At 63.2% G+C, this 24,844-nt stretch carries 25 protein-coding genes; 10 read left to right on the forward strand and 15 right to left on the reverse strand.

Annotated elements, in window-relative coordinates; all coding sequences use genetic code 11:
• Positions 1–16: 16 nt before the first annotated feature.
• From KVP70_RS10685 to KVP70_RS10700, 4 genes are all read right to left on the reverse strand, one after another.
• On the reverse strand, positions 17–691 hold the full coding sequence (locus KVP70_RS10685) for a hypothetical protein (RefSeq protein WP_307730273.1): 675 nt from the start codon (positions 689–691) through the stop codon (positions 17–19).
• A gap of 198 nt (positions 692–889) precedes the next feature.
• Positions 890–2,590: a DUF8614 domain-containing protein gene (locus KVP70_RS10690; RefSeq protein ID WP_217942126.1), complete on the reverse strand. Its 1,701-nt coding sequence runs from the start codon at positions 2,588–2,590 to the stop codon at positions 890–892.
• Positions 2,591–2,650: 60 nt separating this feature from the next.
• Complete coding sequence (locus KVP70_RS10695) at positions 2,651–3,250, reverse strand: short chain dehydrogenase (RefSeq protein WP_262311742.1); 600 nt, start codon at positions 3,248–3,250, stop codon at positions 2,651–2,653.
• A complete protein-coding gene (locus KVP70_RS10700) occupies positions 3,247–3,858 on the reverse strand; it encodes a short chain dehydrogenase (protein ID WP_217942128.1) in 612 nt (203 codons plus the stop codon). The genes KVP70_RS10695 and KVP70_RS10700 overlap by 4 nt, the downstream gene beginning before the upstream one ends.
• Before the next feature lie 100 nt (positions 3,859–3,958).
• Here KVP70_RS10700 and KVP70_RS10705 point away from each other — a divergent pair, with 100 nt between their 5' ends.
• Positions 3,959–4,879 (forward strand): LysR family transcriptional regulator, encoded by a 921-nt coding sequence (locus tag KVP70_RS10705; RefSeq protein WP_217942129.1) that lies wholly within the window; start codon positions 3,959–3,961, stop codon positions 4,877–4,879.
• A 36-nt stretch (positions 4,880–4,915) separates the two neighbouring features.
• Here the strand turns inward: KVP70_RS10705 and KVP70_RS10710 are convergent, their stop codons facing one another.
• From KVP70_RS10710 to KVP70_RS10720, 3 genes are read right to left on the reverse strand one after another with little or no spacing between them, the layout of a single operon-like run.
• A complete protein-coding gene (locus tag KVP70_RS10710; RefSeq protein WP_217942130.1) occupies positions 4,916–6,397 on the reverse strand; it encodes an efflux transporter outer membrane subunit in 1,482 nt (493 codons plus the stop codon).
• Between the two features lie 38 nt (positions 6,398–6,435).
• On the reverse strand, positions 6,436–8,058 hold the full coding sequence (locus KVP70_RS10715; protein WP_217942131.1) for a DHA2 family efflux MFS transporter permease subunit: 1,623 nt from the start codon (positions 8,056–8,058) through the stop codon (positions 6,436–6,438).
• 11 nt (positions 8,059–8,069) lie between these two features.
• The gene (locus KVP70_RS10720) at positions 8,070–9,221 is read right to left on the reverse strand and encodes an HlyD family secretion protein (RefSeq protein ID WP_217942132.1); all 1,152 of its coding nucleotides are present in this window, start codon (positions 9,219–9,221) and stop codon (positions 8,070–8,072) included.
• Positions 9,222–9,351: 130 nt separating this feature from the next.
• Between KVP70_RS10720 and KVP70_RS10725 the strand changes: the two genes are divergently transcribed.
• The 4 genes from KVP70_RS10725 (at position 9,352) to KVP70_RS10740 (ending at position 11,244) form a co-directional block, all read left to right on the forward strand.
• Positions 9,352–10,065 (forward strand): TetR/AcrR family transcriptional regulator, encoded by a 714-nt coding sequence (locus KVP70_RS10725; RefSeq protein WP_217942133.1) that lies wholly within the window; start codon positions 9,352–9,354, stop codon positions 10,063–10,065.
• Positions 10,066–10,120: 55 nt separating this feature from the next.
• The gene (locus tag KVP70_RS10730; RefSeq protein WP_147328111.1) at positions 10,121–10,303 is read left to right on the forward strand and encodes a hypothetical protein; all 183 of its coding nucleotides are present in this window, start codon (positions 10,121–10,123) and stop codon (positions 10,301–10,303) included.
• Between the two features lie 66 nt (positions 10,304–10,369).
• A complete protein-coding gene (locus tag KVP70_RS10735; protein WP_217942134.1) occupies positions 10,370–10,834 on the forward strand; it encodes a MarR family winged helix-turn-helix transcriptional regulator in 465 nt (154 codons plus the stop codon).
• 11 nt (positions 10,835–10,845) lie between these two features.
• Positions 10,846–11,244, forward strand: a complete 399-nt coding sequence (locus tag KVP70_RS10740; RefSeq protein ID WP_217942135.1) for a DUF1398 domain-containing protein — start codon at positions 10,846–10,848, stop codon at positions 11,242–11,244.
• A gap of 10 nt (positions 11,245–11,254) precedes the next feature.
• Here KVP70_RS10740 and KVP70_RS10745 read toward each other — a convergent pair whose 3' ends face one another.
• From KVP70_RS10745 to KVP70_RS10755, 3 genes are all read right to left on the reverse strand, one after another.
• A complete protein-coding gene (locus KVP70_RS10745; RefSeq protein ID WP_229224725.1) occupies positions 11,255–11,581 on the reverse strand; it encodes a TfoX/Sxy family protein in 327 nt (108 codons plus the stop codon).
• A gap of 1 nt (position 11,582) precedes the next feature.
• Positions 11,583–12,239, reverse strand: a complete 657-nt coding sequence (locus KVP70_RS10750; protein WP_217942136.1) for a thiol:disulfide interchange protein DsbA/DsbL — start codon at positions 12,237–12,239, stop codon at positions 11,583–11,585.
• Between the two features lie 77 nt (positions 12,240–12,316).
• Entirely contained in the window at positions 12,317–13,222 is a 906-nt protein-coding gene (locus KVP70_RS10755) for a LysR family transcriptional regulator (protein ID WP_217942137.1), read from the reverse strand.
• Between the two features lie 92 nt (positions 13,223–13,314).
• On the opposite strand from KVP70_RS10755, the gene KVP70_RS10760 reads away from it, so the two are divergent.
• Both KVP70_RS10760 and KVP70_RS10765 read left to right on the forward strand, forming a co-directional pair.
• Positions 13,315–13,737, forward strand: coding sequence for a PACE efflux transporter (locus KVP70_RS10760; protein ID WP_217942138.1), 423 nt, complete (start codon positions 13,315–13,317; stop codon positions 13,735–13,737).
• 20 nt (positions 13,738–13,757) lie between these two features.
• Positions 13,758–15,053, forward strand: coding sequence for a M20/M25/M40 family metallo-hydrolase (locus tag KVP70_RS10765; RefSeq protein ID WP_217942139.1), 1,296 nt, complete (start codon positions 13,758–13,760; stop codon positions 15,051–15,053).
• Positions 15,054–15,075: 22 nt separating this feature from the next.
• On the opposite strand, the gene KVP70_RS10770 is transcribed toward KVP70_RS10765, so the two are convergent.
• The gene (locus KVP70_RS10770; protein ID WP_229224726.1) at positions 15,076–15,477 is read right to left on the reverse strand and encodes an SRPBCC family protein; all 402 of its coding nucleotides are present in this window, start codon (positions 15,475–15,477) and stop codon (positions 15,076–15,078) included.
• 234 nt (positions 15,478–15,711) lie between these two features.
• On the opposite strand from KVP70_RS10770, the gene KVP70_RS10775 reads away from it, so the two are divergent.
• Together KVP70_RS10775 and KVP70_RS10780 are read left to right on the forward strand one after the other, a co-directional pair.
• Positions 15,712–16,053, forward strand: a complete 342-nt coding sequence (locus KVP70_RS10775) for a TonB family protein (RefSeq protein ID WP_217942141.1) — start codon at positions 15,712–15,714, stop codon at positions 16,051–16,053.
• A gap of 150 nt (positions 16,054–16,203) precedes the next feature.
• Positions 16,204–17,082 (forward strand): HlyD family secretion protein, encoded by an 879-nt coding sequence (locus tag KVP70_RS10780; protein WP_217942142.1) that lies wholly within the window; start codon positions 16,204–16,206, stop codon positions 17,080–17,082.
• Between the two features lie 48 nt (positions 17,083–17,130).
• Here the strand turns inward: KVP70_RS10780 and KVP70_RS10785 are convergent, their stop codons facing one another.
• The 4 genes from KVP70_RS10785 to aceE are packed head-to-tail and all read right to left on the reverse strand — an operon-like array spanning position 17,131 to position 23,752.
• On the reverse strand, positions 17,131–17,520 hold the full coding sequence (locus KVP70_RS10785; RefSeq protein ID WP_217942143.1) for a hypothetical protein: 390 nt from the start codon (positions 17,518–17,520) through the stop codon (positions 17,131–17,133).
• Positions 17,521–17,576: 56 nt separating this feature from the next.
• Positions 17,577–19,355, reverse strand: coding sequence for a dihydrolipoyl dehydrogenase (gene lpdA / locus KVP70_RS10790; RefSeq protein ID WP_217942144.1), 1,779 nt, complete (start codon positions 19,353–19,355; stop codon positions 17,577–17,579).
• A 9-nt stretch (positions 19,356–19,364) separates the two neighbouring features.
• Positions 19,365–21,029, reverse strand: a complete 1,665-nt coding sequence (gene aceF, locus KVP70_RS10795) for a dihydrolipoyllysine-residue acetyltransferase (protein WP_217942145.1) — start codon at positions 21,027–21,029, stop codon at positions 19,365–19,367.
• 32 nt (positions 21,030–21,061) lie between these two features.
• Positions 21,062–23,752 (reverse strand): pyruvate dehydrogenase (acetyl-transferring), homodimeric type, encoded by a 2,691-nt coding sequence (gene aceE, locus KVP70_RS10800; RefSeq protein ID WP_217942146.1) that lies wholly within the window; start codon positions 23,750–23,752, stop codon positions 21,062–21,064.
• Positions 23,753–23,989: 237 nt separating this feature from the next.
• On the opposite strand from aceE, the gene folD reads away from it, so the two are divergent.
• On the forward strand, positions 23,990–24,835 hold the full coding sequence (folD, locus tag KVP70_RS10805; protein WP_217942147.1) for a bifunctional methylenetetrahydrofolate dehydrogenase/methenyltetrahydrofolate cyclohydrolase FolD: 846 nt from the start codon (positions 23,990–23,992) through the stop codon (positions 24,833–24,835).
• Positions 24,836–24,844 lie beyond the last annotated feature (9 nt).

Raw genomic sequence — 24,844 nt, forward strand, 5'->3', positions numbered from 1 at the left:
GAATTGGCCCGTGGGGCTATTCGTCGCGCAGCAAGCCCTGGCGCCACAAGCTGGCGGCCTGCTCGAACAGGGGCTGGGCGGGATTGAAGGCGGCGCCGGAGGGCGCCAGTCGCAGCCAGGCCAGCGTGCCGTGCGAACCGGCGGCGGACGCCGGCTGGCGCACCTGGCGCATCCAGGCGGCGACGGCGGTGTATTGCTGTGGATGGCGATGCTGGGTCCAGGCCAGCGCGACCAGGTCGGCAAAGCCTTCCTCGCGCCGGGTCAGGCGCAGCGCTTGGGCTTGCTCCAGCGCCGGCTGGGAGGGTTCTTCAAAGCCGGCCGGCAGCACGTGCCACACGCCCTGCGCATAACGCCAGCAATGGCCGATCTCGTGCGCCACCATGGCTTCGATCATCAGCGCCTGCTGCTCGGCGGGCACGCCGGCGAGCACATCTTCAGCATTGGCGTTGCCGCGCATCGACAGCACCAGCTTGCAGCGGCCGTCCTGGAAGCCCAGCGCCAGCGGCACATCGGTGGGTCTGGCCTGCGGTTGCACGGTGATATCGATCGGCAGCTTGAGCTCCTGCTTGGCGTAGCCCAGCACGGCCGAACCGGCGGTGAGCCAGCGGGTTTCCATATCGGTCAGCTGGGCGGCGGAGGCCAGGCCGGCGGACGACAGGAGCAGCAGGAATAAGGCGCGCTTGATCATCATGATCAAACTGTAGCATGGTGCGGGCAATATTTATTGCCATCAAGCAGGTTCTACAACAGATTATTTCTACGTAGAAAAAGTTGAATGATTGAGGTTTTAAAACGGCCTGGGGTCAAGTCTGACATTCGGACACGGCCTCTGCCGTAGCGGCCGCTAAGGCAGAGGCCGTGTCCGAATGTCAGACTTGACCCCCGTGGTTTATTTGCCCAGCAGCGTGTTGGCGGTCTTGAACTCAGGACGGATGTCGTTCGGCACCGTCTTCATCTTGTCCAGCGCCTTTTGCACGTCCGGACGGATCACCACGTACTTGGCCATCATGTCCTTGGCGCGGGCGTAGTCGCCGCTCGCTTCGATGGTCAGGAACTCGCGGTCCAGGTCGATCACGGCCTGCTTGATCTTCTTGTAGTCCACCGCGAACGTGCCGTCGCCGTGCGAGATGAAGCCGCCCTTGTCGAGGATGTAGTTCATCTGGATCGCCATGCCGCGCGCGTGCGAATCGGTCAGGCCGAAGTGCAGCGTGCGGAAGGCCGAGGCCAGGAAGGTGGTGTACAGCTTGCGCTCCGCAATCGCGCCCTGTCCCAGCGTGCCGGCCAGCTGGCCCTTGTCCATCATGTAGGCCAGCGCGTACAGGCCGGTGATGTCGGCCTTGGCTTCTTCGATGGTCGAATAGGCTTCCTTCAAGTCCTGGCGCGGCGTCGATTCGGCGCCATTGTTTTTGGTGATGTGCGGGCCCAGGCCGTGGGTGATTTCATGCGCCAGGATGTGGGTGAAGAAGGAGTCGAAGTCAACATCCTTCTGGTCGGCCGGCTTCAGCACCAGCTTGGAGATCGGCGTCAGCGTGGACTTGAATTTGGCTTGCTGCACGTTCTTCAGCATCACGCGCTTGGAGCCGCGCTGGCTGATGATGCGCTCGTCGTTCGGCAGGTTGTAGGCGGCCGTCTGCACGCCCATGTTGCCGTCGCCGGCGCCGTACACCTGGTTGACCACCACCATTGGCGCGAGGGCGCCGACTTTCGGGTTGCGGTACTTGGCGTCCAGCGGCAGGTTGTCTTCCAGCTCCTGCATGTGCTTGGCGAAGAAGTCCAGCTTCTGCGTTTCCTTCTGGTCGCGGATGTTGACGTAGGCCTCGAACGCGGCCTTGTAGCCGAACAGCTCATCGTTATAGGTTTCGTATGGACCGATGGTGATGTCGACCGGCGCATCCAGATCCATCCAGGCGAAGTCGGAGGCCAGGTAGTCGTTGCTCAGGAAGGCGCCGGCGCGCAGTTGCAGAAACTTCTTCAGCGAGGCGTTGTCGGTGTCGGCAGCGGCTTGCTTGAGCAGTGCGGCGGCCTTCTCCAGCTCCGGCTTGTACTCGTCCGAATATTTGACGATGGAGAACTGCCCCGCCGCGTTCTTGCGGATGGTGGTGAAGAACCATTGCGCCTGCTCCTTGTCCTTGGCAGGCAGCGTGTTCATCCAGCTTTCCAGCGCCTGCTTGCTCGCGCCTTCGGGATAGAAGTTGCCGGCTTCCGGCTTCTTGGCCGGGATGGCGATGCCCGACAGTTCGGCCGGCAGGAAGCTTAGATGGTCGTCCAGGATCGACCACGGACCTTTGTTGAGCCAGAAGTAGTTCAGGCGCGCCTTGCCCAGCGGCGTTTGATCCTTCTGCAGAGCGGACCACAGCGCTTCGTTGCCGGACCAGCGCTGGCGCAGTTGCAGCACGTCGATGATCTTGGCCGCCTCGATCAGCTTGGCGATGGCCTTCTTGTCGCCGGCCGAGAGCTGGCTGCTGTCGGCGGTCAAGGCGACCGGCGCGAAGCGCTTGGTCATCTTGTCCAGATCGGTCACGCTGGCCGGTGCGGCATATGCGGAGGCGCAGGCGATAGCCAGGGCCAGAGGGAGCAGTATTTTTTTCATTCGAACCTCAGGGTGGAGTGAGATCCGCATTGTAGTACAACGGATGCCACTCCTTCCCCACTACCAGGCCCGATATACCTGTCCCGTTTGAGCGCCATCGACGCTGCGCGCATATGACAAGGCGGCGCGGCTGCCCTTGATCGGCTCAAAGCCGGTGAACAGGTCGCCGAACAAATGCACGGACTCCTGCAACACCGTCGGGCTGACCGCATTGATGCGCAAACCGCGCGGCAGCTCGATCGCGGCGGCCCGCACAAATCCCTGCACCGCCGCATTGGCCGTCGATGCCGCCACCGCTCCGCGTATCGGATGCTCGGTATCGACGCCGCTGGTCAGCGTGATCGAACCGCCGTCGTTAAGGAACTCCTGCGCCACCAGCGCCACGTTGACCTGCCCCATTAACTTGCCGTTCAGGCCCACATGAAAATGTTCCGGCGTCAGCTCGGCGAACGGCCCCACATGCAGCGCGCCAGCGGCCACCACCACCGCATCGACGCGGCCAACCTTGTCGAACAAAGCCCGTACCTGCGCGATGTCTTCGATATCGACCTGATGCTGCCCGCCGCCCGCGCCGACCACCACGATCTCATGCCGCTGCCCCAGCTGCTCGACCACCGCGCTGCCGATGGTCCCGGTGCCGCCGATCACGAGCACCTTCACGCCGACGCTCCCCATGCGCGGTAGACCTGCCCGGTCTGCGCGCCGTCGACGCTGCGCGCATACGCCAGCGCCACACGGTGCGCCGGCAGCGGCTCGAAGCCGATGAAGAACGGCCCGTAGCTGCCCATCGATTCCTCCAGCACCGTCGGGCTGACGGCGTTGATGCGCAAGCCGCGCGGCAGCTCGATCGCCGCCGCCCGCGCAAAGCCTTCGACGGCCGAATTGACCATGGTGGCGCTGACGCCGTTGCGGATCGGCTCGTCGGCCACGATGCCGCTGGTGAGCGTGATCGAACCGCCGTCGTTCAGGTATTCCTGCGCCACCAGCGCCACATTGACCTGCCCCATCAACTTGCTGTTCAGGCCCACATAAAACTGCTCCGGCGTGAAGCCGGCGAGCGGCGCGAAGTGCAGCGAACCGGCCGCCACCACCACCGCGTCCACGCGGCCGATCTTGGCGAACAAGGCGCGCACCTGGGCGATATCGGCGATGTCCGCCTGATACTGCCCGCTGGAGGCGCCGACCGTAACGATCTCGTGCCGCTGGCCCAGTTGCTCGACAACTGCCTTGCCGACCGTGCCGGCCGCACCGATGACGACTACTTTCATGCTGTTCTCCCTGTGAGTGAAAACACCAGTATCGGCCACAACGCCAAAGGAATAAATGAGCTAACATGACGATCATTACTAACCCACGATTAGCAATAACATGGACAAGCTGCGCAGCATGGAGATCTTCGTCGCCGTCGTCGACGCCGGCAATTTCACGGCCGCCGCCAGCGCCTTCCAGCTCTCCGCCGTCATGGTCGGCAAGCACATCGCCCATCTGGAGGCCACCTTGGGTGCGCGCCTGCTGACGCGCACCACGCGCCGCCAAAGCCTGACGGAAATCGGCGCCCAGTATGTCGAACAGTGCCGCGCCATCCTGGCGCAGATCGCCGCCGCCGAAACCGGCGCCGAAGCGATGCGCAGCGTGCCACGCGGACGGCTGCGCATCACCGCGCCGGTCTCCTTCGGCAGCGAATGGCTGGCGCCCGCGATCAGCGACTACCTGCGCCTGCATCCCGAAGTGGGCGTGGACCTGAACCTCAACGACCGCATGGTCGACATGGTGGAGGAAGGCTACGACGCCGCCGTGCGCATCGGCCCCCTGGACGATTCCGGCATGATCGCGCGCCCGCTGTTCAACTACGCGATGTCGATCTGCGCCTCGCCGGCCTACCTGAAAAAGCACGGTACGCCGCTCACGCCGGACGATCTGGCGCGGCACGAATGCCTGGACTTCATGGTGGGGACGGTGGGTGTGCGCTGGCGCCTGCAATCGGTACACGACGTGCGCGGCAAGCGAGAATTGCCGGCCAGCCGCTTCCGCACCAATAGCGGCCAGGCGCTGCGCATGGCCGCGCTCAAGGATTTCGGTATCGTGATGCAGGCCGAGGTGCTGCTGGCGCAGGACATCGCCGCCGGACGTCTGGTGCCGGTGCTATGCGACTACCTGCCGCCGGCGCGGCCGATGCATCTGGTCTACCAGCGCGACCGCAGGGCCACGCCCAAGCTGACCACCTTCATCGACTTCATCGTGGAACGCTTCGGGCCAGCGGCAGCACTGCCGCTGGCCTCTTCCGCGTAGGGACAAACGCCCGGCATTGCGCCGGGCGGAAAAGCTTTACTGCGCCAGCGGCTTGATCGCGCCGTTCCGCGCCACCGTCGCCAGTTGCGCCGACGGCTGCCAGCCCGCGCCCAAGGCGCGCGCCACCGACACCGCAGCCAGCAGGCGCTGGGTGTTGATCTGCACCGCCGCGCGGTCGGCCGCCAGCGCGCTGCGCTGCGCATCGGTCACGTCCAGGTAGGTCGACACGCCGCGCTCGTAGCGCGCACGCGCCACCAGGTAGCCGCGCGCCGCCGCCACTTGCGAGGCCGACTGAGCCTCGCCCTGCAACTGGCGCTCCTGCACGTCCGACAATGCGTCTTCCACTTCACGCAGGGCCGTCAACAGCTTGGTCTCGTGATTGGCGATCGCCTCTTCATAGCGCGCTTTCGAAATGGCCAGGTTGGCCTTGTTGCGGCCACCGTCGAAGATCGGCAGCGACAGCGCCAGTGGACCAATGCTGAACTGGCGCGAACCGCCCTTGCCCAGTTCCTTCAGGCTCTCCGACGCGTAGCCGAAATTGCTGGTCAACGTCAGCGAAGGATAGAAGGCGCCTTCGGCCACGCCGATCTGCGCGTTGGTCGAACGCAGGTTGGCCACGCTGCCCGCCAAGTCCGGACGCTGCGCCAGCAGGCTGGCAGGCAGGCCGACCGGAATCGCCGGCGGTTGCGGCAGCACGGCGGCATTCGCCTTCGCCGCCGTCAACAGCGACGAAGGCGAAGCGCCGACCAGCGTCGCCAGGCTGTGTTCCAGCAGATTGCGCTGGCGCTGCACCTCATGCAGGTCGGCTTGCGCGTTGGCGCGCTCGATGCGGGCGCGCGACACGTCCAGCTCATTCGACAGGCCGGCGTTGAAGCGCGCCGTCACCAGATCTTCCGTTTCGCGGCGGGTGTCCAGCGCGCCGTTCAGGATCGCCATCTCGGCGTCCAGGCCGCGCAGCTGCCAGTAGGTGGTGGCCAGCTGCGACGACAGCAGCAACAGCACGCCGTCGCGGTCGGCCTCGGCCACCAATGCCTGCGCATCGGAAGCTTCGACCAGGCGGCGCACGCGGCCCAGCAGGTCGACCTCATACGACAGTGCGGCGCCCACCGCGTAGTTGTTACCCTTGATCGAACGGCCGCCCAGCGCCAGCCCCTGCGAGGTCTCGGCCGAGGTGCGCGAGTTCGACACAGAGGTGCTGACGCTCAGCGACGGCTGCTGGCTGGAGCGCGACACGCCGGCCTGCTCCAGCGCGATCACCAGCCGCTGCGCGGCGGCCTTGATGCTCGGGTTGTCGCGCAACGCGGTTTGTTCCAGGCGGTTCAAGGTGTCGTCGTTGAACACGGTCCACCACTGGGCAGGCAGATGCGCCTCGCTGGCGCCGGCTTGCGGCAGGTGGCGGAACGACGCGTCGGCGACGTTCTTCGGCGCGGAGAAATCGCTGCCGACGGTGGCGCAGCCGGTGACGGCCAGCGTTACGGAAACAGCGAGCGTCAGGCGCTTCAAAGCTGAATTCAACATGGTGTTACCTCACTTAAAATTTGATTGAAGACCGACGCTTAGTGCGCGCCGCCGCCACCGCCAGCCGAAGGGGCTTTGACCTTGTCCGAGAACCACAGCACGCCGATGCAACCAAACAGCACCATCGCGACCAGGAAGAAACCGTCGTTATAGGCCATCACATAAGCCTCGCGCCGCACGATGCCGTCGATCGCCTTGAGCGCCATGTCGCCGGCGCTGGTGGCGTCGAAGCCCTTGCTCATGAACGACTGCGTCAGCGCGGCCAGGCGGTCCTGCGTGGCGGCCGCGAAGCCGGTCACCGATTCACCGATGCGCTGCGAGTGGAAATGCTCGCGCGACGTCAGCGCGGTGGCCAGCAGCGCGATACCGATCGAACCGCCCAGGTTGCGGGTCATGTTGATCAGGCTCGATGCCGACGGCATGTCTTTCGGCGAGATGCCGTTCATCGCAAAGTTCGACAAGGTCAGCATCACGAACGGCTGGCCCAGCGCCCGCACCACCTGCGACAGCAGCAGCTGGTCGTAGCCGGTGGTGGCGTCCATGTAGGCGTTCATCAGGCAGGAGCCGCCGAACAGCAGCAGGCCGAAGGAACACAGGATGCGGTTGTCGACCTTGGACGACAGCTTGGCCACGAACGGCATGATGAACAGCTGCGGCAGGCCGACCCACATGATGACTTCACCGATCTGCATCGGCGAGTAGCCGGCGATCTGGCCCAAGTACAGCGGCAGCAGGAACGAGGAACCGTACAGCCCCATGCCCATCGCCATCGACAGCGCGGTGGCGGCGAAGAAGTTGCGCTGACCATAGAGCCCCAGGTTGACAAAGGGCTGCTTGCGCGTCGACCCGGTCACCATCCAGCCCAGCAGGCCGATGATGGCCATCGCCGCGAAGGTGATGATGAAGGACGAATCGAACCAGTCCTTGCTGTTGCCCTCTTCCAGGAAGATGGTCAGGCTGCCCAGGCCCAGCGCCATGAAGGCGATGCCCAGCCAGTCGGCGTTGAACAGCTGCTTGAGCTGGACCTTTTCCTTGTCCAGGCCAATGGCGATACCGCCGATCAGCAGCACGCCCGGCACCCAGTTGATGTAGAAGATCGACGGCCAGCCATACAGCTCGCTCAGATAGCCGCCGAAGGTCGGGCCCATCGCCGGCGCCAGCGTCGCCGTCAGGCCGAAGATGGCCATGCCGGTGGCGCGCTTGGACGGCGGCAGTTTGCTCATCACCAGCGTCATCGCCATCGGGATCAGCGCGCCGCCGGTGAAGCCCTGCAGCATGCGGAACACGATCATGCTTGGCAGGTTCCAGGCGAAGCCGCACAGCGTGGAGAAGCCGAGGAACAGCGCGGTGGTGCCCATCATGTAGGCGCGCATGCCGAACACGCGGGTCAGCAGGGCCGTCATCGGAATGACGATGATCTCCGCCACCAGGTAGGCGGTGGCGATCCACGAGCCCTCTTCCTGCGTGGCGGACAAGGTGCCGAGGATGTCCTTGAGCGACGAGTTGGTGATCTGGATGTCGAGCACCGCCATGAAGGCGCCCAGCATGCCGGCGGCCACCGCCATCCAGGTGCGGCCGGAGACCTTCTCGCCCGGCATGATAGGCGCGAGCGCAGGTTTCCCCACGCCGCCGGCCGGCGTATCGATTGTGGTGCTAGCCATGACAGGGCTCCTTAGTGCGCGGCTTTGGCTTCAGGCTGATTGACGGCCACTTCGGCGATCGCCGACATGCCCGGCACCAGACGGCCGCTCAGGGCCTTGACATCCTCCGGCTTGAAGGTGATCTTGACCGGCACGCGCTGGACGATCTTGGTGAAGTTGCCGGTGGCGTTATCGGCCGGCAGCAGCGCGAACTGGGCGCCGGAAGCCGGCGCGAAGCTGTCGACCTTGCCGACCAGTTCATGGCCCGGAATCGCGTCGATGGAGACTTTTACTTCCTGGCCCGGCTTCAGGTCGGCCAATTGGGTTTCCTTGAAGTTGGCGGTCAGCCAGACGTTTTCCTGCACGATGGCGGTCAGTTGCTGGCCGGCCGTCACGCGCTGGCCGACTTCGATGCTGCGCTTGCCGATACGGCCGCCCACTGGCGCCAGGATGCGGTTGTACGCCAGCTGCTGCTGGGCGTCCTTCAATTGCACGCGCAGCACGTTGACCTGCGCCTTGAGCACGTCGCGCGCCGAATGGGCGGCGCTGATCTGGGCCTTGGCGGCGACGGCGTTGTCCTTGCGGGCGGCCAGGTCGGCCACGGCGCTGGCGCGGCCGGCGACGGCGCTATCCAACTCCGCTTTCGAGACGGCCTTCATCTGGCTGTTATACAACTGGCCGTATCGTTCGGCATCCTGCTTGGCGCGCACCAGCTGCGCTTCCGACTGCGCCACCTGGGCGGCGGCGGCACTGGCCTGGGCCTGGGTCTGGGCGATCTGCGCGTCCGACTGCGCCACTTGCTGTTCGGCGGTGGCGATCTGCGCCTGGATCTGCTCGACCTTCACGTGCTGGTCGAACGGATCGAGTTCGGCGATGACATCGCCTTCCTTGACGATCTGATTGTCGTCGATCAGCACCTTGGTGACCACGCCGGCGATGCGGGCCGATACCGGATGCACATGGCCGGCCACATAGGCGTTTTCCGTCTCGACGAAATAATGGCTGCGATACCACATGCGGCCACCGGCGGCCAGGGCGGCCAGCGCGACGACGGCGGCGATCACCAGCACGCGGGTATTGGACTTGGCCGGGCCGGCCGGCGCAGCGGCGGCGGCGGGCGACGCAGGCTGGGCAGCCGGTACGGCGCTGAGCACTTTTTGTTCTTGGTTGTGCTGAGTGGACATGTGCAGCTCCAAATAAATGAAATGGGAGAAGTGCATTATTAGCCCGAATTTCGGCAAAGTCAAGAAATGAAACGATTGCATTTCATTTTATTTTGGACTACGATGTCCGCATCCATTACCATGTCAGCCCATGAAGATTACCGCCAACGCCGCCGCCCTGGACGACCCGGATTGCCCGGATGACGCCGCCAATGACTCTCCCGACTCGCCCTGCTACGGCAAGTCGGCCGGCCGTCCGCGCGCGGCCGACAAGGAAGCCCGCCTGCAGTCGCTGCTGCACACGGCGGCCAGATTGTTCCTGGAAAAGGGCTACAGCAAGGTCAGCCTGGAAATGATCGCCCGCGAGGCCCATGTCGCCGTGCGCACCATCTATGTCAAGTTTGGCGGCAAGGCCGGGCTGCTGAACGCCGTCATCACCAACGGCCGCGCGCATTTCTTCGCCGGCATGACGGATATGGAAGCGGACGTGCGGCCGTTCCGGGAAGTGATGGATGATTTCGCGCTGCGTTTCCTGGAGCTGGTGACGGCGCCCGCCTTCGCCAGCCTGCACCGCATGGTGGTGGCCGAGGCCAGGACCACGCCGGAACTGGCCGACACCTTTTACCAGGCCGGCCCGCTGCGCACCCGCCAGGAATTGATGCGCTTCTTTAGCCGCCCCGACATCCGCGCCCAGCTGCGACCGGAAGTGCCGGTCGAGACGCTGGCGGTGCATATGCTGGCCTGCATCATGGGCGACACCATGGTGCGCATGCTGTTCCCGACCGAGCAGCAGCCCACCGTCGACGAGTTGCGGGCCCGCGCCAAGCAAGGGCTGGACCTGTTCTTCCGCGGCGTGCTGCGTTAGAAGCTGTGCATTTTTGTCATTTGCTCTATACTGCTTTTTTACCCACGGAGCAGACATGAGCAAATCGAATCGACTGGACTGGAGCAGGCAGGTAACGCTCATGAACGAGCGCATTAAAATGTTCCAGGCCAACCCAGGCCAGGAACAGCTCGACGCCGTCATCCAGGAAATGCAAGCCTACGCCGAAGCCGCGCGCAACGGCGGCATCGAAATCCCCACCCGCTTCACCGTCAACTGACACGCGGAGCCGACGAAGGCTCCAATTTGCCTTGCAATTAGTTTCCACGGAAACTAAAATGCACGCATGAAGACCCACCGCCCACCTGTCAGCGAACTCGATGCCCACCTCGGTTTCTGGCTGCGCTACGTATCCAATCATGTCTCCGGCAGCTTCCGCAAACTAGTGGAGGCGCAAGGCGTCTCTGTGTCGGACTGGGTGGCGCTGCGCCAGCTCTACAACGCCGGAGCCGCCGCGCCGGGCGAGCTGATGACCGCGCTGGGCATGACCAAGGGGGCGGTATCGAAAATCATCACCCGATTGCAAGCAAGGGGACTGGTCGAGCGCACCACCGCCGCCGGCGACAGGCGCGCCAGCACCATCCTGCTGACGTCCGCAGGCTCGCGCCTGGTGCCGGTGCTGGCGGCGCTGGCCGACCAGAACGACGCCGCCTATTTCGGCCATCTGAGCACAAGCCTACGCACCGACCTGATCGCGACGATGCAGCAGATCGTCCACATGCAGCAACTGAAAGAAATTCCCGTCGAATAAGGAGCAGCAAAATGGAAGCATCCACCCGTGACACCATCGAACAATGCGCACGCGAATCGCATGCGGGCCTGACGTCGTTCGGCGCACTGGTCGGCAGGCTGATGCAGGCTGGCATCGAGTCATACCATGCCGACTACCGCCGCTGCGATACCACCTACTACCTGCCGGACGGCGCCACCCACGCCGTAGCGCTACCGGCGCCGGACGCCATCATCCCGCAGCAGTTCGACGCCGCTGCGCTGGTGCAGGCAATTCGCAGCGCGCAGCACGGCGCGGTTCACTATCCTGAGTTCATGGCATTATCGATGGCGGCGGGCTGTGTCGGCTATATGGTGTGGATTGCCGGCCGCCACGTCAGTTACTTCGGCCATCGCGGCGAAGTCCACATCGAGCATTTTCCGCCAGCGTGAATGGACTGGCCTACGCCGCTGCGTTGATCGCCTTGCGGGCCCAGACCAGCATCTGCTCGGGATCGTCGAGCAGGAACTCCGGCGCCGTATAGAATTTACGCACCAGCACCGTACCCTTCTTGGTCTCGTAGGAAAACGGCGCCGCGCCTTCGGCCTCGAATTCGGCGCGGGTAGCGTCGCCCACGCGCAGGTACAGCGTGCTGCCCATCACCCACGCGAACTGCAGGCCGTGATATGTGAACGCGCGGCCGCCGAAGAACGCGCCATCCGACACGGCCGCGCCGAGAGGCGCGAATTGCTCGCGCATCCAGCCGACAAATTCGGCGCTGGCGGCCAACTTATTTGCGCGACATCGCTACCAGCGCGTCCAGCACCTGCAAGGTGGCCTGGTCCAGCTGCGGGCGTGGGATGCCTGGATTGCTGGTGTCCACCATCGAAGGATTGGTCAGGTAGCGGCCATTGACGATCAGCGTCGGCGTGCTGTTGACTTCATACGTGCTGGCCACGCGGCCGGCGCTTTTCAGTTTGGTGATGACCGAGAACGAGTTATACATGGCCAGGTATTTATCCTTGTCGACGCCGTTCTTGACCGCCCAATCGAGATTGTCCGCATCGCTCTTCAGGCGGCGGCGCTCGACGTGCCAGGTGCTCAGCAGCTTGGCGTGCAGCGACTCTTCCAGCTTCATCGCCTCCAACGTCAGGAACATATGCGCTTCCGGATCGTTCTCGCCGGTCAGCGGCAGGTGGATGCGGCGAAACACGATGCTGTCGCCCTGCTTCTTCACCCAAGCCAGCATGGCCGGCTCCAGCGCGTAGCACGCCGGGCAGTGGTACATGAAGAACTCGATCACCTCGACCTTCTTGCCGTCGGCCAGCACCGGTTGCGGCGTTTTCAGGGTGGTGTACTCGGCGCCGTTCTTCGGCGCGGTGGGCGATGCGAAGGCGGAACCGGCCAGCAAGGCGACGGCGGCGACAGCGAGTTTCAGGCGAAGCATGGTTATCCTTTATGAAAAAATCTGCACAGCAAATATAACAGCTTCCACTACTGTGCGGCGGGCGGATTAAGGCTGCATTAAGTCGGCCGCGCCTCCAGGCCGGCGATGTCCTTCATCAGCGCGATCAGGCGCTGTGCGCCCAGGCCCAGCGGTCGGTCGTTGAGCCACACCACGTCCACCCACAGGCGCACCTGGTTGCTCATATGCGCGAAGCCTATGCCCAGCAGCTCGCCGGCATCCAGCAACGGCGCCGCCAAGCGGTGCGGCAGATAGGCCCAGCCGACGCCGGCGCGCACCAGGCTCAGTGTCGCCAGGTGGCTGTCGGTGCGCCACAGCTTGCGCGAGATGAGCACGCGCTCGTCCTCGATCCGCGCATCGCGGCTGACGATGGCGATCTGGCGCATGTCGATCAGGTCCTCCAGCCGGAACCGGCCATTGCGCTCGCGCGCCTGCGGATGCCGGGGCGAGATCACCGCCACCAGCACCTCGCTGCCCAGCTCCTGGAAGCTTTCGCGCTGGTCGATCTGCGGGCGCTCGTAGATCAGCGCCAGCTGGGCGGAGCCGTCGTGCAGCATGCGCAGCGCGTCGTTCTGCGGGGCCGACAGCACGTCCACCTCCAGCGACGGGAATTCCTCCGCCAGCCGCGCCAATGGATCGCTCCATGGCGCCGACAGCAGCTCCGGCGCGATGGCCAGCGTCAGGCGCCGCTCCAGTCCCTGATGCAGCGACAGTGCGTGCGCCTGCAAGCGGCGCAGTTGGCCGGCCATCTGGCGCGCTTCCGCCTCCAATGCGCGCGCCGATTCGGTGGGTCGCACCTCGCGCGAGGTGCGGTCGAACAGCTGCAGGTCGAGTTCCGCTTCCAGGTTGGCGATCGCCATGCTGACGGCCGACGGCACCCGCCCCAGCGCCCGCGCCGCTGCGGAAAAAGAACCGTGATCGAGCACAGCGAGGAAGATGGCGATGTTATCGCTGGAGAAAGCCATGCCCCATGCTGTCAGAAAAACTGATAGCTGTCGACTTTTTCAATCAGAAAATTGCTATTAACATGGTCGCATCGTATTAAGGAGGAAACATCATGCAAGGATTGAAACGCAAAGTCGTCTACGTGTCGCTGTTTGAACTGATCGCCGTCGGCCTGACCAGCAGCGTGCTGGTTCTGCTGATGGGCCATGACGCCGGCCACGCCAGCGTCGCCGCCGTCGCTTCGTCGCTGGTCGCGGTGGTGTGGAACTTCGTCTACAACGGCATGTTCGAAGCCTGGGAAGCGCGCCAGGCGGTGCGAGGCCGCAGCTGGATGCGCCGCGTCGCGCACGCGCTGGGCTTCGAAGGCGGCCTGGTGGTGATCCTGGTGCCGCTGTTCGCCTGGTGGCTGGGCATCTCGCTGTGGGAAGCCTTTGTGCTGGACTTGGGGCTGGTGTTATTCTTTATGTTTTATACCTTTCTCTTCAGCCTGGCCTTCGACCGCATCTTCGGACTGCCAGCGTCGGCGCAAGCTTGATTGATCACCCCGGAGTCCACATGGCATTGAAACCGTTCGCGTTTGCAGCACTGGTATTGGCAATGAGTAGCGCAGGCGCCGCGGCGCTGTCGCCGGTCGAGCAGAAGATCGTCGCCGAGGTCAAGGCGCATTCGGAGCAAGGCTTGCAGCTGCTGGAGCGCTCGGTGAACATCAACAGCGGCACCATGAACCATGAGGGCGTGCGTGAAGTCGGCAAGGTGTTTCGCGAACAGTTCGACCAGCTGGGTTTCACCACCCGCTGGATCGACATGCCGCCCGCCGTCAAGCGCGCCGGCCACCTGCTGGCCACGCGCGAAGGCAAGCAAGGCAAGCGCCTGCTGCTGATCGGCCATCTGGATACCGTGTTTGAAAAAGACAGCCCGGTGCAGCTGTGGAAGCGCGACGGCGCCCGCGTGCGCGGCCAGGGCGTCAACGACATGAAGGGCGGCGACGTGATCATCGTCGAAGCGCTGCGCGCCTTGCAGCGCGTGGGTGCGCTCGACAACACCACGATCACTGTCATGTTCAGCGGAGACGAGGAAAGCGCCGGCGATCCGATAGAAATCTCGCGCGCCGACATGGTCGCCGCCGCCAAGCGCAGCGACATCGCACTGGCCTTCGAAGCCACGGTGCGCGACAAGAGCGGCAAGGACACCGGCACCATCGGCCGCCGCGCCTCGTCGTCGTGGGATCTGGAAGTGAAAGGCAAACAAGGCCACTCCAGCGGCATCTTCACCGAGAGCGCCGGTTACGGCGCGGTGTACGAAGCGGCGCGCATCGTCGACGGTTTCCGCCAGCAAGTGATCGAGCCTGACCTGACCTTCAGCCCCGGTTTGATTTTGGGCGGCACCGACGTCAGCCTCGAAGCCAGCGGCACCAAAGGCCAGGCCGCCGGCAAGGGCAACGTGATCGCGCGCACCGCCACCGTGCACGGCGACTTGCGCTACCTGAGCTACGAACAGCGCGACCGCGCGCACGCGAAGATGAAGGCCATCGTCGCGCAGAACCTGCCGGGGACCAGCGCCAGCATCAGCTTCCACGAATCGTATCCGCCGATGTCGCCGACCGCCGGCAACCTGGCCATATTGAAGACCTATTCGCAGGCCAGCAGCGACGCCGGCCTGGGCGAGATTCCTCCCCTGCCGCCAGGCCAGCGCGGCGCCGGCGTGCAGTTCGTCGCCCCGCTGCTCGACAGCCTGGACGGCCTGGGCGCGACCGGCAACGGCTCGCATTCGCCCGATGAGGACCTGGAGATTGCCTCGATCGAACGCGCCACTATCCGCACTGCGATCCTGCTGTACCGTCTCACGCGCTAAAGATCAAACTGTGCTGACACGATCAGCGTGCCTCGACGGTGCGCTTCATCGCATCCAGCCCCTGCTCTATCATGGCGGCGACGGCGGGCGCCATGCTGTCGGGCCGCAGGTCGGCGATCCACACCAGCCGGCTGCCGTGCGCGCCTTCGCCGAAGACTTGCGCGGAGGCGTTGTGATGGCTCAGCCGTCCGCCCGCCGCCGACCAGACCACGCGGTGGTCTTCATCGCTGACGGTGACAATCACTTCCCGCACCACCATGCCGTTGGCAAAGGTCACCGTGCGCGCCGCGCCGTCCGGCTCCAATTTGCAATCGGTGACGAAGCCCTTCACCAACCGAGTATGCAGCGCGCCCACGTCGCGTAGCGCATCCCACAGCTGCTCAGGTGGGACGCCAATGTCGATTTCCTTGCGTATCGATGCCATATCGTTCTCCGTCAAGCGTCGAGCCTGGGACCTGCCAGGGCGACATCATAAGTGTAGCCCCCTATGTAGAAACTCGTCGCGAGCTTCAGAGTCAGTTCCGGCAAAGTTCCCCCCCCTCGTGATATACAAAAAATACATAACTCATATTCCAACAATAAATTTTAAGTATATGCTGCAGCGCAGTATATTGAGGGCGTACCAGTCACTTTTTGAACTTACATTCAGGAGCCCCTCATGATAGCCAAAGTCCGAAACATCGCCATCGCCATCGCCCTGTGCTCGTCCGCGTTGACCGCCAACGCCGCCGAATCGGCCACCCGGGTTGAGCTGGGCGAGTGCGCCGTCCCCACTTACCGCAGCGCCTGGGACGATGAAGTAACGGGTACCGTGCGTCTGGCCGTACTGATAGGCAGCGATGGCTCGGTGCGCGAAGCCAAAGTAATCGAATCGAGCGGCGACCGCATGCGCGACCGTGCCTCGCTGCACGCCAGCACCAGCTGCAAGTTCACGCCCGCGTCGAAAGATAGCGCTACCCCTGTCTGGGCCGTGGTGCAATACAAGTGGATACTGAATTGATGTTGGCTTGTCTGGCTGCCCGGCGCTGCGGCGCCGGCAGCTGGCAAAAAAGTGACTAGAGTCAACTATTTCTTGAGTTTCTACAAATAGCCCCCCGTGCATAGAGGCGATCATGTAGGCAGATAATCCGCCCAACATGCAGGAGCCGCTATGAAACGGGTATCGCTATTTCGGGAAGAGGCCTTATCCGCATCCCGAGTCCAATGGCTGGGCGAGATCGTCCTGATCCGGCCGCTGACGTTCCGCATCCTCACTACTGCCGCGGCCATGATGGCATTGCTAGTCGCGGCCCTGTTCCTCCTCGGTAGTTACACCCGGCACAGCAACGTCAGCGGCCAGCTGATGTCGGACCTCGGCGTGGTGAAAGTCTACCCGCCGCAAGCAGGCATCGTGCTGCAAAAATTGGTGCGTGAAGGACAACCCGTACATCGTGGCGACCTGCTCTACATCGTCTCCAGCGAACGCCAAGCCATCAACCGCAGCGACATCCAGGAAGCCATTAGCCAGCAGGTGGCTCGACGGCAGCAATCGCTGCGCGATGAACTGGCACAGACACAACGCGTGCAGCAGGACGAGCAGACAGCCTTGCGTAAAAAGGCCGAAGCCTTGCAGTTGGAGCAGGCCAATGTCGGTCACCAGCTGATGTCCCAGCACCGCAGCGTCGAACTGGCCGAGGACGCATTCAAGCGCGCATCGCAGTTGTGTGAACAAGGCTTTGTTTCCAAAGAGATCAAGCAGCAAAAACAAGCGGAATTGCTGGACCAGCATCTGCGGCTGCAGGCGCTGGAGCGCGACGAGATCAGCCTCGGCAGGGAATTGCTGGCTGTCCGCAACGACATGGAAAGCCTGCCGCTGCGGCAGCACAATCAACTGGCTCAAGTTGAGTATCCTGCTGCGGTCAGTAGCGGTGCAGCCGGCGCGGGAGAACAAAAACGGCCCCGACGTAGTCCGATCGCCATGCACGACCCAGCAACGCGCAAGACCACCTCGAATCAGCCCCATCGGCACCCACTCCAGGAGAAATCATGAGATATCTTCGCGATTTAGATCAAAAAGCTACCTTTGCGTCGTTCGTAGTTATCGACCGCTCAAAGCCGTGATTGCAAAGGTGACCAGTACGCCAAGCATCGCAATCAGCCCATAAGCGATCAATGCCAGCATGGCGGCGCCTTTCGCAGCCAAAGGCTCGCCGCCGGCCGTGCGCGCACGCGGGGCCAGGTACCATGCGCCGATGCCGACCTGGATCACCATGCCGGCGGCGATCGACATCATCAGCGGAATCGCATTGCCGGACAAACGATTCAACAGCGTGCCGGCGCCCAGCACCATCAATAAAATCAGGCTGAAGATACAGGCGTCGCGCCAGCTCAGGAGCGCGCGCTTGTAGAGGAAGGCCGCGAGCTTGACGAGGCTGGTGTACAGCGCGATCGACAGCAGCAGCGGAATAAACGACAGTATCGAAGACATTTTAAAAACCTATAAAAAAACCGGGAACAAGTCCCGGTTTCGTGGTGTGGCTTTGTTTAGCGCTTGCGTGGCGGAGGCAGGTCGGTGCAGACGCCTTCGTACACTTCGGCGGCCATGCCGATCGACTCGCCCAAGGTCGGGTGCGGGTGGATCGTCTTGCCGATGTCGGTGCCGTCGCAACCCATCTCGATCGCCAGAGCGATCTCGCCGATCATGTCGCCGGCGTGCGTGCCGACGATGGTGCCGCCGATGATGCGGTGCGTTTCAGCGTCGAACAACAGCTTGGTGAAGCCTTCGGCGCGGCCATTGGCCACGGCGCGGCCGCTCGCTGCCCAAGGGAAGTGGCCCTTCTCGACCTTGATGCCCTTGGCTTTCGCTTCGTCTTCGGTGATGCCGGCCCATGCCACTTCCGGATCGGTGTAGGCCACCGACGGAATCACCTTCACATCGAAGTGCGACTTCTGGCCCGCTGCGGCTTCCGCCGCCACGTGGCCTTCGTGCACCGCCTTGTGCGCCAACATAGGCTGGCCCACCAGGTCGCCGATGGCGAAGATGTTCGGCACGTTGGTGCGCATCTGGCTGTCAACCGGGATGAAGCCGCGATCGGACACGATCACGCCAGCCTTGTCGGCGGCGATCTTCTTGCCGTTCGGGCTGCGGCCCACTGCGACCAGCACCAGATCGTAGACCTGCGGCGCTGGCGCTGCGGCGCCGGCTTCCGCCGCTTCGAAGGTGACTTTGATCCCTTCCGGCAGCGCTTCAACGCCGACCGTCTTGGTCTTGGTCATGATGTTGTCGAAGCGCTTCTCGTTGAACTTCTGCCAGACCTTGACCGCATCGCGGTCGGCGCCCTGCATCAAGCCGTCCATCATTTCGACCACGTCGATGCGCGCACCGAAGGTCGAGTAGACAGTAGCCATTTCCAGGCCGATGATGCCGCCGCCGATGACCAGCATGCGTTTCGGGATCTGGCGCAGTTCCAGCGCGCCAGTCGAATCGACGATGCGTGGATCTTCAGGCACGAATGGCAGCTTCACCACGGCCGAACCGGCAGCGATGATGGCCTGCTTGAACTGCACCACTTTCTTGGTGCCGTCGGCGGCCGTGACTTCGATGTGGTTCGCGCTCAGGAACTGGCCCACACCGGTGACGACTTGCGTCTTGCGGGCCTTAGCCATGCCGGCCAGACCGCCGGTCATGTTCTTGATGACGCCTTCCTTGTACTTGCGTACCTGGTCGATGTCGATGGTCGGCTTGGCGAAGGTAACGCCGGTGTTGGACATGTGCGAGGTTTCGTCGATCACGGATGCCACGTGCAGCAGCGCTTTCGACGGAATGCAACCAACGTTCAGGCACACGCCGCCCAGCGTTTCGTAACGCTCGACGATCACGGTGTTCATGCCCAGGTCCGCGGCGCGGAACGCGGCGGAGTAACCGCCAGGACCGCCGCCCAGCACCATCATGTCGCAGTCGATGTCGACCTTGCCGGCGAAGCTGCCACCAGCTGGTGCGGCGATCGGCGCGGCTGGCGCAGGTGCAGCGGCCGGAGCCGCAGCAGCAGGCGCTGGCGCGGCGGCAGGAGCGGCAGCGGCGGAACCGGCAGCTTCCTCCACCACCAGCATCAACGAGCCTTCCTTGACCTTGTCGCCAACCTTGACCTTGATCTCCTTGACCACGCCGGCGTGCGAGGATGGAACCTCCATGCTGGCCTTGTCCGATTCAACGGTGATCAGCGACTGGTCGGCCTTGATCGTATCGCCAACCTTGACCATCACCTCGATCACTTCAACTTCTGCGAAGTCGCCGATGTTCGGCACTTTCACTTCTGTGCTCATAGTCGCTCCTTACAGCAGAATTTTGCGCATGTCGCCGAGCACTTCGCTCAGGTACACGGAGAAGCGAGCACCCATCGCGCCGTCGACCACGCGGTGGTCGTAGGACAGCGAGGTACCCATCATCAGGCGAGGCTGGAATGCCTTGCCGTCCCACACCGGCTTGATCGATGCCTTGGACAGGCCAAGGATCGCCACTTCCGGCGCGTTGACGATAGGCGTGAAGTGCGTGCCACCAATGCCGCCCAGCGACGAGATGGTGAAGCTGGCGCCTTGCATGTCGGTCGGTTTCAGCTTGCCTTCACGTGCTTGCAGCGACAGCTCGGTCATTTCGCGAGCGATCTGCGAGACCGATTTCTGGTCCGCGCCTTTGATCACTGGTACCACCAGGCCGTTCGGCGTGTCGGCCGCGAAGCCGATGTTGTAGTACTGCTTGAGGATCAGGTTTTCACCCTTCTCGTCCAGCGACGCGTTAAATGCCGGGAATTTCTTCAGCGCGGCGACCGCTGCCTTGATGACGAAGGCCAGCATGGTCAGCTTGGCCGCGTCCTTGTTCTTGGCATTGGCGTTGTTGGTCTCGACGCGGAACGCTTCCAGGTCGGTGATGTCGGCATCGTCGAACTGCGTGACGTGCGGGATCATGACCCAGTTGCGGTGCAGGTTAGGACCGCTGATTTTCTTGATGCGCGACAGCGGCAGCAATTCGGTCGGGCCGAATTTACTGAAGTCGATCACCGGCCATGGCAGCACGCTCATGCCACCATTGCCGCCGGCTGGCGCGGATGCGCCGGCAGGTGCTGCGGTGGTGCCAGCCATCACGCCCTTGACGTAGTTCTGCACGTCCAGCTGGGTGATGCGGCCTTTAGGACCGGAGCCAGGCACTTTGCCCAGATCCACGCCCAGTTCGCGGGCGAACTTGCGGATCGATGGCGATGCGTGCGCCAGCTTGCCGGTTTGGACCGAGCCTTGCGACGCGGCCGCAACGGCGGCAGGAGCAGCAGGCGCCGGCGAAGGCGCAGCGGCAGCGGCGGCAGGAGCGGCGGCGGCAGCAGGTGCGGCGGCGGCAGGCGCCGGAGCGGCAGCGCCACCCGTAGCCTCAACCACCAGCACCACGGTACCCATGGCAACCTTGTCGCCAACCTTGATCTTCACTTCCTTCACCACACCAGCGTGCGACGAAGGAATTTCCATGCTGGCCTTGTCCGATTCAACGGTCAGCAGCGACTGATCGACCTTGATCGTGTCGCCAACCTTGACCATCACTTCAATGACTTCAACTTCCTTGAAGTCGCCGATGTCCGGCACCTTGACTTCGACCGGACCGGCCGAAGCTGCGGGAGCCGGTGCAGGTGCCGGCGCGGCAGCAGCGGCAGGCGCCGGTGCTGGAGCCGCGGCCGCCGGTGCCGGTGCGGCAGCTGCAGGAGCGGCAGCGCCGGCGCCTTCAGCTTCCAACAACAGCAGCAGCGAACCCATAGCCACCTTGTCGCCGACCTTGACCTTGATTTCCTTGACCACGCCAGCGGCGGACGAAGGAATCTCCATGCTGGCCTTATCCGATTCAACGGTAATCAGCGACTGGTCTACTTTAATCGTATCGCCTACTTTGATCATCAGCTCGATGATTTCAACTTCCTTGAAATCACCGATATCCGGGACTTTAACTTCCACAATGCTCATAGCGTTTGCTCCGTTTCTTTTCTCTTAGCGGATTATTGGGTCACCGGATTTGGCTTGTTGGCGTTCAGGCCGTACTTGACGACTGCCTGCTCCACCACCTTCGCGTCGATCTTGCCTTCTTCCGCCAGCGATTTCAGCGCGGCGACCGTGATGTAGTAACGGTTCACTTCGAAGAATTCACGCAGCGCGGCGCGGGTGTCCGAACGGCCGAAACCATCGGTGCCCAGCACGCGGTAGGTGCGGTCTTTCGGGATGAAGGCGCGGATCTGTTCAGCAAACGCACGCATGTAGTCGGTCGTCGCGACGATAGGGCCGCTCGTATCCTTCAGAATCTGCGTCACGTACGGCACGCGCTGTTCCTTGGTCGGGTTGACCAGGTTCCAGCGCTCTGCATCCTGGCCGTCGCGGGCCACCAGCGTCAGCGACGGAGTGGACCACACGTCGGCGGCGATGTTCCAGTCGTTTTTCAGCAGTTCCTGGGCGAAGATCGATTCGCGCAGGATGGTGCCGGAGCCGATCAGCTGCACGCGCTGCTTGGCTTTCTTGTCGCCTTCCTGCAGCAGGTACATGCCCTTCAGGATGCCTGCTTCCTGGCCAGGCTTGATGCCTGGGTGCGGGTAGTTCTCATTCATGATGGTGATGTAGTAGAACACGTCTTCCTGTTCTTCCACCATGCGGCGCAGGCCATCCTGGATGATCACGGCGATTTCGTGACCGAAGGTCGGATCGTAAGGCATGCAGTTCGGCACAGCCGCTGCGAACAGGTGGCTGTGGCCATCTTCGTGCTGCAGGCCTTCGCCGTTCAGCGTCGTGCGGCCGGCGGTGCCGCCCATCAGGAAGCCACGGGAGCGCATGTCGGCGGCGGCCCATACCAGGTCGCCGATACGCTGCATGCCGAACATCGAGTAGTACGTGTAGAACGGGATCATCACGCGGTTGTTGGTCGAGTACGACGTCGCCGCAGCGATCCACGAGCTCATGCCACCGGCTTCGTTGATACCCTCTTGCAGGATCTGGCCGGCCTTGTCTTCGCGGTAGTACATGACCTGGTCTTTGTCGACCGGCTCATACAACTGGCCTTGCTGGTTGAAGATACCAACCTGGCGGAACAGGCCTTCCATACCGAAGGTACGCGACTCGTCGACCAGCACCGGCACGATACGCTGACCCAGGCTAGGATCTTTCAGCAGCGTGGTCAGGATACGCACGTAGGTCTGGGTGCTCGATACTTCGCGGCCTTCGGCGGTCGCATCCAGCACGTTCTGGAAGGCGCTCAGTGGCGGCACAACCAGCTTCTCGTCGGCTTTCATGCGGCGGGCCGGCAGGTAGCCGCCCAGCGCTGCGCGGCGCTCGTGCAGGTACTTGATTTCAGGCGCGTCGTCGGCAGGCTTGTAGAACGGGATGTCGGCCAGCTGGTCGTCCGGAATCGGGATCGAGTAGCGGTCGCGCATTTCGCGCACGGCTTCGTCGGTCAGCTTCTTGGTGTTGTGCGCGGTGTTGCGCGCTTCGCCGTGCTTGCCCATGCCGAAGCCCTTGATGGTCTTCACCAGCAGGACGGTCGGTTGACCTTTGTGTTCCTGTGCGACCTTGAAGGCGGCGTAGATCTTGTGCGGATCGTGGCCGCCGCGGGTCAAGCGCCAGATGTCGTCGTCGGTCATGTTGGCGACCATCTCCAGCAGCTTGGGGTGCTTGCCGAAGAAGTGCTTGCGCACATAGGCGCCGTCTTTGGCCTTGTAGTTCTGGTATTCGCCGTCGATGGTTTCCATCATCACTTTGCGCAGGATGCCGTCTTTGTCCTGCTTCAGCAGCGCGTCCCAACCCGGGCCCCAGATGACTTTGACGACGTTCCAGCCGGCGCCGCGGAAGTCCGCTTCCAGCTCTTGAATGATCTTGCCGTTGCCGCGCACCGGACCGTCCAGGCGTTGCAGGTTGCAGTTGACGACGATGACCAGGTTGTCCAGGTTCTCGCGCGCGGCCATGCCGATGGCGCCCAGCGATTCCGGTTCGTCCATCTCGCCGTCGCCGCAGAACGCCCAGACCTTGCGGTCGGTGGTGTCGGCGATCGAGCGCGCGTGCAGGTACTTCAGGAAGCGCGCCTGGTAGATCGCCATCAACGGGCCCAGGCCCATCGACACGGTCGGGAACTGCCAGAAGTCCGGCATCAGTTTAGGGTGCGGGTACGAGGACAGGCCCTTGCCGTCGACTTCGCGACGGTAATGGGTCAGCTGCTCTTCGCTCAGGCGGCCTTCAAGGAAGGCGCGGGCGTACACGCCTGGCGAGGAGTGGCCCTGGATGTACAGCAGGTCGCCGCCATGGCTTTCGCTCGGCGCTTTCCAGAAGTGGTTGAAGCCGATGCCCAGCATGTTGGCCAGCGAGGCGAACGAGGACAGGTGGCCACCGAGGTCGCCGTCGACGCGGTTGGCCTTGACGACCATCGCCATGGCGTTCCAGCGCATCCACGAGCGCAGCTTCTCTTCGTATTCCAGGTTGCCAGGGCAGTGGGTTTCGAGGTGGGCCGGGATGGTGTTGACGTAAGCGGTATTGGCGGAGAACGGGATATCCGAGCCGCTTTGGCGGGCCAGGTCGATCAGGCGTTCCATCAGGTAGTGAGCACGTTCAGGGCCCTCTTGTTCCAGCACTGCGGCCAGTGCGTCCAACCATTCTTTGGTTTCTTGCGAATCAGGGTCGGTGTTTGCCGTTACCTGGTCAAGTTGAGCTGACATGTATTAAGTCTCCTGAGTTTGAGTGCTGACGTAACGCTGATTATTTACCAATACTTCAATGCCGTGTGCGATTCTAACAGCACTTTTAGGCTTTTTCAAATTACGATATGTCATTTCGTATTGTGAAATCACACTATGGAATTCTTGTGCGGCGCAACATGACTAAACCGCCGGAAACGAGGCGCAGTGCGCGCTGCGGCTTTATAATCCTGCTTTCCTCTCCAACCTGGTTAAATCATGCCTGCTCAACTGATCGACGGAATCGCCCTCTCCCAAAAACTGCGCGCGGAAATTGCTGCACGTGCTGCCGCCCTCACCGCACTAGGCAAACAGCCCGGCCTGGCCGTGATCATCGTCGGCGACGACCCGGCCAGCCACGTGTATGTGCGCAACAAGGTCAAGGGTTGCGAGGACGCCGGTTTCTACTCGCTCAAGGAGCAGTATCCCGCCGACCTGAGCGAAGCCGCGCTGCTCGAGCGCATCGCCGCGCTGAACGCAGATCCGGCCATCCACGGCATCCTGGTGCAAATGCCGCTGCCCAAGCACATCGACCCGCACAAGGTCATCGAAGCGATCTCCACCAAGAAGGACGTGGACGGCTACTCGGTGCTGAGCGCCGGCGAACTGATGGCCGGCCTGGACGGTTTCCGTCCGTGCACGCCTTACGGCTGCATGAAGCTGATCGAAAGCACCGGTGTCGACCTGCGCGGCAAGCACGCGGTCGTCATCGGCCGCAGCAACACCGTCGGCAAGCCGATGGCGCTGCTGCTCTTGCAAGCCAACGCCACCGTCACCATCTGTCATAGTGCGACGCCGGACCTGGGCCTGTACACCCGCCAGGCCGACATCGTTGTGGCTGCAACCGGTCGCCGCAATACGCTGACCGCTGATATGGTGAAGCCGGGCGCGATCGTGATCGACGTCGGCATCAACCGTGACGAAGCGGGCAAGCTGTGCGGCGACGTCGATTTCGCCGGCATCAAGGAAGTGGCATCGCACATCACGCCGGTACCAGGCGGCGTGGGCCCGATGACCATCACCATGCTGCTGATGAACACCGTCGAAGCGGCCGAGCGTACTTAACCCGACAAG

Origin of the sequence: Duganella violaceipulchra (assembly GCF_019166075.1) — a bacterium.
In the GTDB taxonomy this organism is placed as follows: Bacteria; Pseudomonadota; Gammaproteobacteria; order Burkholderiales; family Burkholderiaceae_D; genus Rugamonas; species Rugamonas violaceipulchra.